This window comes from Streptomyces sp. NPDC058459, assembly GCF_042721685.1.
GTDB lineage: Bacteria > Actinomycetota > Actinomycetes > Streptomycetales > Streptomycetaceae > Streptomyces.
Window position 1 is genome coordinate 1 of the sequence record NZ_JBHXLV010000239.1, and the last position, 9,611, is coordinate 9,611.

Consider the following 9,611-nt stretch of genomic DNA (forward strand, 5'->3'; position numbering starts at 1 on the left):
GCCTCGCGCCGGGCGGCGGGCCGGCCCCGGCCGGGGCGGGAGTCGAAGTAGCGGCGGGCGCCCCAGCCGAGGACCGCCTCGGCGAGCAGCAGCCCGGCGCCGGAGTCGAGCTGACCGAGCTGTTCGGCGGCGTACCGGCAGTAGGAGCAGGCGTCCAGGTGCTGCCGGACGTCGGGCAGTACGGCGCCGCCCCGGCGCACCGGCACGTCGAGCAGCCGGTTGTAGTGGCGGCACTCACCACCCGGGGCCAGCTCGCGGTGTGCGCGCAGCACACCCGCCCGGAGCTTCTCCCGGCTCTGTTCGAGCGCGGCGGCCGCGCCGACCGGGTCCACGCCGAGCAGTGCCGCGGGGACGGCCACGGGCTCGGCCTCCACCTCGGTGTGCCACAGCAGCGCCTGTTCGAGCCGGGGCAGCGTGTGGAAGGCCCGCTCGGCGAGGGCCCGGTTCTCCGGGGTGAGCGAACGCGCGGCGCGCATGCCGCGCCCCCCGGCGGGCTTGCCGAGGCCGGGCAGCGCCGCGGTGACCCGCTCGGCGGCCGCCCAGCCGAGGACGGTGTCCCGTACGGCCACCAGCAGGCGGGGGCGCAGTGCGTCGGCGGGCTCGCCGAGGGTGAGCCGGTCCAGGGCCTGGTGGAAGACGGCGGCGGTGACCATCTGGGCCAGCGGGCCGGGGCCCGCGAGGCAGATGACGGCGTAGTCGGAGGCGGGCTGCCAGTGCCGGGCCATCAGCAGCGCGGCGGCCTGGGACGCCCCCGTTTCCGCACCCCCGCGCAGGGCGGCGGCTGTGAACTCGTCGGACTCCCCCGCCGCCATGCCGGGCAAGTAGGGAAGAGGAGGCTGAGGGGTGGTCACTGGGGGGATTCCTTCGGGGCGTGCGGAGCGTGGGAGCGAACCTCCGGGATGCGCACGGGAGCGGGACCCACAGGCCCACGGTCGTGGTGGCTCCGGCCCGGTCGCCCAACTGCCGGATCGGTCCCGGACTTCACCCCCGCACGGGAGTGTCACCCTCGCACAAGATCTCCACACGCAACAAGGCGCACGCCCCACATCGACGGGTTTGCAGGGAAGTCGGAGCCGGCCGGAGCGGGGTCAGCTCCGCCAGGACCGGAGCCGGTCGGCCGCGCCGTACACGTCGGCGCGGCCGGCGGTCACGTCGCGGACGAGGTCGACGAGGGCACCGTACGGCGGGTCGACGCCGGCGCCGCTGATGTGCAGATAGGCGACGGCGGTGGCGCAGGCGAAGCGGGCGTTGGCCGCGGGCAGCGGGCGGAGCACGGCGAGGGTGTGCAGCAGGGCGGCGGCCCGCCAGGCGGCGTCGGAGTCGACGCCCGGCCGGGGCGGGTCCACGCGGTGCCGGGCGACGGCGGCGACCAGGGCGGAGAAGTCGTCCACCGCGGGCTGGTCGGGCAGCACGTCCTCATGGCGCTGGAGCAGCCAGGGGACGTCGATGTGGATGACGGGGGGTATCACCGCTCAGGCGGCCTCACCCGTGGCCGGGACGGCCTCGTCGTCGGGGAACGCGGCGGCGAACTCCGCCGCGTGCGCGGTGAAGAAGGCCCGGAAGGTCTCCGCGCCCTCCTTCAGCGCCCGGTGCCGGGCGATGTCCGCCGCCGCCGCGTCCCGCACCAGGGCCTTCATCGATGTACCGCGTTCCTTGGCGATCTGCCGCAGGTCCGCGAGTTCGCGCTCGCTGAACTCCACGTTGAGAGCTGGCATGCCCTCACGGTACCGCGAGGGTACTCACCCGTAAATCGGGCCAGATCAGGTGCCCGCGCCCCCGGTACCCGGGGTTCTCGACGTGTCGCGCGGCCGACACCAGCAGACGCGCCGCCCTCAGATCCCTCACATATGAGCACAAAAAGTGTCTTATTTCCTTCATGCATACACCTTCGCGGCGTACTCTCCTCCGCGTCCCGCTCGCGGCCGCGGGCGCGGGACTCCTGGCCGCCTGCTCCGACTCCGGTCCCCGGCCCCGGCCCGGACCGCGCGGCACGATGATGGCGGCGGGGAACTTCGTCCCGCCGGGGCCGGCCGGTTACGTCGAACCGTCGGGTCCGGAGGTGCGGGCCGCCGAGCGGCGGCGCGGCTCGGGCCGGGTGCGCATGTTCACGCTCACGGCCGGCGAGACCACGCTGGACCTGGGCGGCCGGTCCGTGCGCACCTGGGCGTACCAGGACACGCTGCCCGGACCGCTGGTGCGGGCGACGGCCGGTGACGTACTCAGCATCACGCTCGCCAACCGGCTGCCGGAGACCACCACGCTCCACTCGCACGGCGTCCGGCTGCGCAACGACATGGACGGCGCGCCGGGCCTCACCCAGAACTCCGTCCCCGCCGGGATGGACTTCAACTACCGCTTCACCGTCGCCGACCCCGGCACCTACCTGCTGCACAGCCACGTCGGCATGCAGCCGGACCGGGGCCTGTACGCGCCTCTCGTGGTGGACGACCCGAGGGAGCCGCTGAAGTACGACAAGGAGTGGGTGATCGTCCTCGACGACTGGGTGGACGGTGTCGACGGCTCCACCCCGGAGAAGGTGCTTCAGCAGCTCAAGCCGGGCGGCGGCATGGCGATGATGGGCCCTCAGCGCCCCACCGCCCACCCGCACGAGCACCCGATGCCGGCCATGCCCCACCCGCCGAGGAACACCGGCCCGGACCGCATGCTGCACGGGTCGAGGAGCCGCATCCTGGACGGGGTCGGCGGCAATGTCGCGTACCCCGTCTACCTGGTCAACGGCCGCAGGCCGGGTGCGCCGACCTCGTTCAGGTGCCGTCCCGGTGAGCGGGTGCGGCTGCGGATCATCAACGCGGGCTCGGACACCGCCTTCCGGGTGGCGCTCGGCGGCCACAAGCTCACGGTGACGCACACCGACGGCTACCCGGTCCAGCACCGGGAGACGGACGCCCTGCTGGTCGGCATGGCGGAGCGGTACGACGTGCTGATCACGGCCAAGGACGGGGTGTTCCCGCTGGTCGCGCTGGCCGAGGGCAAGGGCGGCCAGGCGCTGGCGGTGCTCCGTACCGACAAGGGCAGAAGCGTTCCTCGTGCGGACGTCAGGCTGCCCGAGCTGGACCGCGAGGTGATCCCCGCGCGCCGTCTGCTGCCCGCCGAGTCCGTCGCCCTGGACCACCGCCGGCCGGACCGCCAGATGCGCATCAGGGTCACCGGCACCATGGAGAAGTACGACTGGGGCTTCAACCACAAGCAGTACGACGTGCGGCAGCGGTACCCGGTGCGGTCGGGCGAGCGGGTCCGGCTGACCCTGATCAACGCCACCGACATGTGGCACCCGCTGCATCTGCACGGCCACACCTTCGCGCTGACCGGCATCGACTCGGTGGGCGCCCGCAAGGACACCGCCGTGGTCCTGCCGCACCGCAAGCTGGTCATCGACTTCGACGCCGACAACCCCGGTCTGTGGATGCTGCACTGCCACAACCAGTACCACTCGGAGAGCGGCATGATGACGGTCCTCGGCTACAGGAAGTGAGCCGGTGACAGGCGTCCGTAGGGCCGTCCCGCCGGCGGATCAGTGGGCGCTCAGCCAGGGCCGCACCCGTCTGCGGGCCTCGTGCAGCCGGGACTTCAGGGTGCCGAGCGGAATGCCCGCGCGTTCGGCGGCCTCGGCGTACTCCAGCTGGCACAGGTCCCGGTAGACCAGTGGCGCCACCAGGTGCGGGTGTTCTCGCTCCAGCTGGTCCAGCGCCTCCAGCAGGTCGAGCCGGGAGCCCGCGATGACACTGGTGGTGCGGGGGTCGGCGGGCTCCGTCAGCTCGTCGGGCGCGGGCTGCTCGGCGGCCCGCCGCCTCAGCTCGCGGTACTTCTGCCGGCAGCAGTTGGCGACGACCGTGTACAGCCAGGTGCTGAAGCGGCTGCGGCCCTCGAAGCCGCCGATGTTCCGGGCCACCTGGAGCAGGACGTCCTGCGCGGCCTCCTCGGCGTCCTCCCGGCAGGGCAGGAAGCGCCCGCAGCGGCGCACCACCTCCGGCCGCAGCTCGGCCAGCAGCCGGTCCAGGGCCGCCCGGTCGCCCGTCGCCGCCAGACGGGCCAGCTCTTCGGCCCTCGCCGCGTCCAGCACGTAAGCTCCTCCTCGGAGTCGATCTCAGGGCAGGCATGATAGTCGTATGCACTCCCCGGAGCGGATCGGCCGCTACCGCCTCAGACGGCGCCTCGGCAGCGGCGCGTTCGCCACCGTCTGGCTCGCCCACGACGACGAACTCGACGCCCCGGTCGCGGTCAAGGTCCTCGCCGACAACTGGTCCCACCGCCTCGATGTGCGCGAGCGCTTCCTCTCCGAGGCACGGCTGCTGCGCCGGGCCGGGTCCAGCCGGGTGGTGCAGGTCTACGACATCGGCGAGCTGGACGACGGCAGGCCGTACTTCGTCATGGAGTACGCCGACGCCGGCACCCTCGCCGGCCTGCTCGCCGACGGTCCGCTGCCGGTCGCCGAGGCGCTGGAGCTGACGTCGCTGGCCGCGCGGGGCGCCGCCGCGCTGCACGAGGCCGGGATCGTGCACCGGGACATCAAGCCGACCAACCTGCTCATGAGCACCGCCCCGGACGGCGGGCGCCGGCTGCTGCTGGCCGACCTGGGGCTGGCCAAGAGCCTCGCGCAGGCGTCCGCGCTCACCCTCGCCGCGGGTTCGGCGGGCTATCAGCCCCCGGAGCAGGCCGAGCCGGGCTCGGGCATCGACGAGCGCGCCGATGTCTACAGCCTGGGCGCGGTGGGCTACGAGCTGCTCACCGGGACCGTGCCGGGACCGCCGGGCAGGGCCGTACCGCCCACCCGGGCGCGGCCGGGGCTGGAGGCCGGCGTGGAGCGGGCGGTGCTGCGCGCGCTGGAGCCGGACCGGGAGCGGCGCTGGCCGTCCGCGCGGGCGTTCGCGGACGAACTGGACCGGCTGGCGGCGGACACCGGCCGAGCCCGCCGCCCCGGCACGGTACGGCGCAGGCGCGCGCTCCTCGCCGGGGCGGCCGCGGTGGCCCTGCTGACCGCCGGGGGCGCGGTGGCGCTGGTGCCGCACCGGCCCGCCGGGGGCGCGGGCGAGGAGGCGCGGGTGCGGGACGCCTCCGGCCGGATCGCGGTGGAGGTGCCCGCGGGCTGGGACCGGGAGGTGCGCGACTCCGGGTGGAACCCGCGGGCGCTCGGGCTGCCGCCCGGGGAGCAACCGGGGCTGGTGGTGGCCGGCGACCTGTCCCGCTGGTCCGACCTTGGCACGCCGGTGAACGGTGTCTTCGTGGGCGTCGGCGCGGACGGTCTCACCGGCCGGGTGGACGCCCTCGCGCACGCCGGCTGCCGGAGTGCGGACCGGCACGCGTTCACGGGGCCGGGCTGGCGGGGCACGGTACGGGTGTGGCGCGGCTGCGCGGGCGGCGGCTCGGTCACCGAGTCCGCGCTGCGCCCCTCGGGCGGCGCGGGCGGGCCCCAGGTGTACGTACAGGTGCGTCAGCTCGGCGACCCGGACGCCACCGATGGCATACTCCGCTCGCTGCGGGTCACCTGATCAGGGGGAACCGGTGTCCGGCGTGGCGGCGGGGCCCCGGTGGGCGGAGACTTCTGCGGGCGCGGAAGTTTTTTCCACCGCGTCCGAACTTTTCCACCGGACGGCGCATCGGAGGGTGTGACGGCGCATCCGGCGCCGACGGTACGCGCACCCGTGTGCCGTGGATCATCAGGGAGGCTTACCCGACATGGCGAACTCATCCCCGGCCAGGCGGCGCGGGGCCCTGCTCGTGGGCTCCGCCGCCGTACTGGGCCTCCTGACCGCCTGCGGCAACGGCGACGTGGGCGCGGCACCGGCGAAGACGGTGTCCGGCTCGGCCGCGCCCGCGACCGAGTCCCCGGGCGGGACCAGCACGTCCCCCGACCCCGCCGGCACCCCCTCCCCGGTGACGCAGAGCGGCGGCACCACGACCCCCAGCTCGGCACCGGACACGGCGACGAGGACCGTCAAGCCGGACAGCGCGAAGAGCACCCGCTGCCACACCTCCGAGCTGCGGGCCGCCGTGGGCCGCAACGACCCGGGCGCCGGGCAGGAGAACTTCCCGGTCGTCCTCACCAACAAGTCGTCCCGCACCTGCACCCTGCGCGGCTATCCGGGCGCCGCCTTCGTGAACGCCTCCGGCACCCAGCTGGGCCGCGACCCCGAGCGCACCTCCGGCTCCCCGGTGACCGTGACGCTCCGGCCCGGCCAGAGCGCGTGGGCCGGACTGACGTTCTCCAACCCGAGGGTCAGTGGCGCGAAGTCGGGGAAGCCGGCCTCGCTGGTGGTCACCCCGCCGGACGAGCGTGACCCGCTGAAGGTGACGTGGACGGGCGGCGCGGTGCCGGTCTCGGGCAACTCCTCCTCCGTCCGCCTGACCGTCTTCGCCCCCGGTTCGGGCGCCTGACCGGGCACGGTGGCGCCGGGTCCCGGCCGGCCCGGCGCATCGGCGTCCGTTCTCCTGAGCGGGCACAGCACCACAGGTCCGGAGGATCGCCCTGAACACCCCGCTCGCCGAGGCCCTGTCGGCCGTCCTGCTCGCCGCCGTGCTCGCCTGGGCGGTGGTACGGCCCTCCGGCAGGCCGGAGGCGGTGCTCGCGGTGCCCGCCGCGGGCGTCGTCATCCTCACGGGCGCCATCTCGCTGGACCACGCCCGCGCCGAGGCGGCCCGGCTGGGCCCGGTAGTCGGGTTCCTGGCCGCGGTGCTCGTACTGGCGCACTTCTGCGACGTGGAGGGACTGTTCCGGGCGTGCGGGGCCTGGATGGCGCGCCGGTCCCGGGGGCGGCCGGTGCGGCTGCTGACGGCGGTGTTCGCGCTGGCCTCGGTGATCACGGCCGTACTGAGCCTGGACGCGACGATCGTGCTGCTGACCCCGGTGGTGTTCGCCACAGCCGCCCGCTCCGGGGTGCGCCCGAAACCGCATGTCTACGCGTGCACCCATCTGTCGAACACGGCGTCCCTGCTGCTGCCGGTGTCCAATCTGACGAACCTGCTGGCCTTCGCGGCGAGCGGGCTGTCCTTCACCCGGTTCGCGGCGCTGATGGCGCTGCCGTGGCTGGCCGCGATCGGTGTGGAGTACCTGGTGTTCCGGCGTTTCTTCGCCCGCGACCTGTCGGCGGCGGCGCCCTGGGCCCGGGACACCGGGGAGGAGCCGCCGCTGCCGGTGTTCGCCCTAGTGACCGTGGGCTGCACGCTCGCCGGGTTCGTGGTGGCGTCGGCGGTCGGCGTCGATCCGGCGTGGGCGGCGGCAGCGGGGGCGCTGGTGCTGGCCGGGCGGGCCGTGGTGCGCCGGCGGGCCACCCCGCTCTCGGTGGTGCGGGCGGCCGCCCCGCTGTTCCTGATCTTCGTGCTGGCGCTGGGTGTGGTGGTGCGGGCGGTGGTGGACAACGGGCTCTCGGACGCGCTCGGGCACCTGCTGCCCTCGGGGAGCGGGTTGCCCGCGCTGCTGGGGATCGCCGCGCTGGCCGCCGTGCTGGCCAACCTGATCAACAACCTGCCCGCCGTGCTGGTGCTGCTGCCGCTGGCCGCGCCGGGCGGGGCGGGCGCGGTGCTGGCGGTGCTGCTGGGCGTGAACATCGGCCCCAACCTCACGTACGCGGGTTCGCTGGCCACCCTGCTGTGGCGGCGGATCGTGCACCAGCACGACGAGGGCGTGGACCTCGGGGAGTTCACCCGGCTGGGTCTGATCGCCGTGCCCTCGGCGCTGGCGGTGTCAGTGGTGGCACTGTGGGGGGCGCTGCGGATCTTCTGACGGGTGGCGTGGCTTCGAGGAGGGCATCGGATGCGTGCGGTCGTCCGGCTCGTCGAGGGCACCTGGCCCGCCTGTGTGGACGCCGTGCGCGTGCACGCCTCCGTACGCCCGTGAGGTGGTGCTGCCGCATGTGTCGGGGCCCGAGGTGCCCGGTGCGGCGCACGGCGCGTTCGCGGGGCTGCTGGGGCGGGAGCGGGCCCGGGAGGCCGATCCGGCGGACCGTCTGGAGGAGCCGGGCGACGGCTCGGCGACGGCACTGCTGGACGCGGCCGCCGAGCGCCTGGGACGCACGTGTGTGCGCGAGGAGCGGTCGGCCCGTCCGGAACGCGAGGTGGCCGCGGCGGCCGGGGGCCCGGACCTGCTGGTGTGGCCCGGACAGGCGCCCGGTCCCGGCACGGTCCCCCCGCCGCCGCACCACCACTGACCTGCGGCTCAGCGGTGCCGGCCGCCGAAGCCGCCGCTCCCGTGCCGGTGCCCGCGCCGCCCGCCGTGCCGGCCGCAGCGGTGCCGGTGCGAGGAGCAGGTGTCGTCGTCCGTCGCGCTCGGCGTCGGACTGGCGGACGGTGTCGGCGTGGGGCTCGGGGCCGGACTCGCGGGGCGTACGGACGAGCTCGGCTTCGCGGAGCGCACGGAGGGGCTCGGCTTCGCCGGGGTGCGGCGGGCCGGGGCGTCCGTCGCTCCCTTGCCCCAGTTGACGGTCTCCATCTGGGGGGCGTTCTGGGCGGTGTCCACGACCCAGCGCTCGACGGCGGTCTCGGCGCGGTTCTTCAGCACCAGCGCGCCGGAGCCGTCGGTGGCGGCCGGGGTCAGGGCCAGGTTCTGGTTCCAGCGGGGCACGAGGGTGCCCTGGAGGGTGAAGTCGTAGCGGATGAAGCGGCCGTCGGTCCCGGTGGCCGAACAGGGGGCGAGGCGGACCGAGTAGCCGAGGCGGGAGTCCAGGCAGAGAGCCGGTGCCGCGTCGCTGCGCAGCCGGCCGTCCGGCTCGTACCGCCAGCGCTGGCCGGGGTCGGCGGAGCAGGTGACGACCTCGGTCTCGGCGCCCGCGACGGCCGTCCTGCCGACGATGCCGACGCAGCGCCCGGAGGCCACGTTGTGCAGCCGTCCCCGCACGGTGGGCCGGTTGCCGTCCGCGCCGGCCCAGGACGGCTGCGGCGCGGGCCGGGAGGTGCCCGGCGTCGGGGTCGGGGTGGCGTCGTGGGCCGTGGCGGGGCCGCCGTCGGAGCCGAGCACCGACCAGAGCACGAGGGGCACCGCGACGAGGGCGACGACGGTGGCGACGGCCAGCGAGACGTTACGGCGGCGGGCGCGCCGGGCCGCGCGGTGCGCGGTGCGCCCGGCGGGAGCCTGGTCCCCCTGGGTGGGTGCGGGCGGGGGCGCGAACTCCTCACCGCCGGCGGGCATGGGTGGCAGCGGTACGGGCGGTGCGGCGCTGTCGTCGGCGCGGGCGGCGAGGTAGGCTGCGGCGCCCCAGCCGAGCACGGCTTCGGCGAGGGCGAGTCCGAGCCCGTCGTTGAAGCGGGCGAGCTGGTCGGCGGTGCGGGCGCAGTGGCCGCAGCCGTCGAGGTGGCCGCGCAGGTCGGGGTCCATGGCGAGTCCGCCGCCGCGCCGGAAGGTGACGTCCAGCATCCGCAGATAGCGCCCGCACTCGGCGTCGGGGGCCAGTTCGCGGTGGGTCTGGAGGCACTCCTCACGCAACCGGTCGCGGGCGCGGCCGAGTTCGACGGCCGCGCTCTCCTCGTCCAGCCCCAGGAGCGCGGCGGGTACCGTGAGGGGCTCACCCTCGACCTCGGTGTGCCACAGCACCGCGCGGGACGCCTCGGGCAGCCGCTGGAACGCGCGCGCCAGCAGCCGCCTGCCCGGCGCCGGGAGCAGC

At 75.3% G+C, this 9,611-nt stretch carries 8 protein-coding genes and 2 pseudogenes; 5 read left to right on the forward strand and 5 right to left on the reverse strand.

Annotated features, from left to right (window positions below; genetic code table 11):
- From ACFWN1_RS28905 to ACFWN1_RS28915, 3 genes and pseudogenes are all read right to left on the reverse strand, one after another.
- A pseudogene (locus ACFWN1_RS28905) lies at nt 1-851 on the reverse strand (hydrolase); the annotation flags it as partial.
- A gap of 237 nt (nt 852-1,088) precedes the next feature.
- The gene (locus ACFWN1_RS28910) at nt 1,089-1,466 is read right to left on the reverse strand and encodes a toxin Doc (RefSeq protein ID WP_384368224.1); all 378 of its coding nucleotides are present in this window, start codon (nt 1,464-1,466) and stop codon (nt 1,089-1,091) included.
- 6 nt (nt 1,467-1,472) lie between these two features.
- A complete protein-coding gene (locus ACFWN1_RS28915) occupies nt 1,473-1,715 on the reverse strand; it encodes a hypothetical protein (RefSeq protein ID WP_384368202.1) in 243 nt (80 codons plus the stop codon).
- A 161-nt stretch (nt 1,716-1,876) separates the two neighbouring features.
- Between ACFWN1_RS28915 and ACFWN1_RS28920 the strand changes: the two genes are divergently transcribed.
- Nucleotides 1,877-3,493, forward strand: a complete 1,617-nt coding sequence (locus tag ACFWN1_RS28920) for a multicopper oxidase family protein (protein WP_384368205.1) — start codon at nt 1,877-1,879, stop codon at nt 3,491-3,493.
- 39 nt (nt 3,494-3,532) lie between these two features.
- Here the strand turns inward: ACFWN1_RS28920 and ACFWN1_RS28925 are convergent, their stop codons facing one another.
- A complete protein-coding gene (locus ACFWN1_RS28925; RefSeq protein ID WP_384368208.1) occupies nt 3,533-4,081 on the reverse strand; it encodes an RNA polymerase sigma factor in 549 nt (182 codons plus the stop codon).
- A 46-nt stretch (nt 4,082-4,127) separates the two neighbouring features.
- Here ACFWN1_RS28925 and ACFWN1_RS28930 point away from each other — a divergent pair, with 46 nt between their 5' ends.
- The 4 genes and pseudogenes from ACFWN1_RS28930 (at nt 4,128) to ACFWN1_RS28945 (ending at nt 8,162) form a co-directional block, all read left to right on the forward strand.
- Nucleotides 4,128-5,507: a serine/threonine-protein kinase gene (locus ACFWN1_RS28930; protein WP_384368215.1), complete on the forward strand. Its 1,380-nt coding sequence runs from the start codon at nt 4,128-4,130 to the stop codon at nt 5,505-5,507.
- 187 nt (nt 5,508-5,694) lie between these two features.
- Nucleotides 5,695-6,393, forward strand: coding sequence for a DUF4232 domain-containing protein (locus ACFWN1_RS28935; protein ID WP_384368218.1), 699 nt, complete (start codon nt 5,695-5,697; stop codon nt 6,391-6,393).
- Nucleotides 6,394-6,484: 91 nt separating this feature from the next.
- Nucleotides 6,485-7,738, forward strand: coding sequence for an arsenic transporter (locus ACFWN1_RS28940; protein ID WP_384368227.1), 1,254 nt, complete (start codon nt 6,485-6,487; stop codon nt 7,736-7,738).
- 30 nt (nt 7,739-7,768) lie between these two features.
- Nucleotides 7,769-8,162 (forward strand): annotated as a pseudogene (locus ACFWN1_RS28945) (universal stress protein).
- Between the two features lie 8 nt (nt 8,163-8,170).
- Here the strand turns inward: ACFWN1_RS28945 and ACFWN1_RS28950 are convergent.
- Nucleotides 8,171-9,611 (reverse strand): ricin-type beta-trefoil lectin domain protein (locus ACFWN1_RS28950; RefSeq protein ID WP_384368221.1); only part of this gene is annotated, 1,441 nt, incomplete at its 5' end.

Excerpts from the sequence above, each read along its gene's own strand:
- ACFWN1_RS28915 (WP_384368202.1), bottom strand. The coding sequence starts at position 1,715 with ATGCCAGCTCTCAACGTGGAGTTCAGCGAGCGCGAACTCGCGGACCTG.
- ACFWN1_RS28920 (WP_384368205.1), top strand. The coding sequence starts at position 1,877 with ATGCATACACCTTCGCGGCGTACTCTCCTCCGCGTCCCGCTCGCGGCC.
- ACFWN1_RS28930 (WP_384368215.1), top strand. The coding sequence starts at position 4,128 with ATGCACTCCCCGGAGCGGATCGGCCGCTACCGCCTCAGACGGCGCCTC.
- ACFWN1_RS28935 (WP_384368218.1), top strand. The coding sequence starts at position 5,695 with ATGGCGAACTCATCCCCGGCCAGGCGGCGCGGGGCCCTGCTCGTGGGC.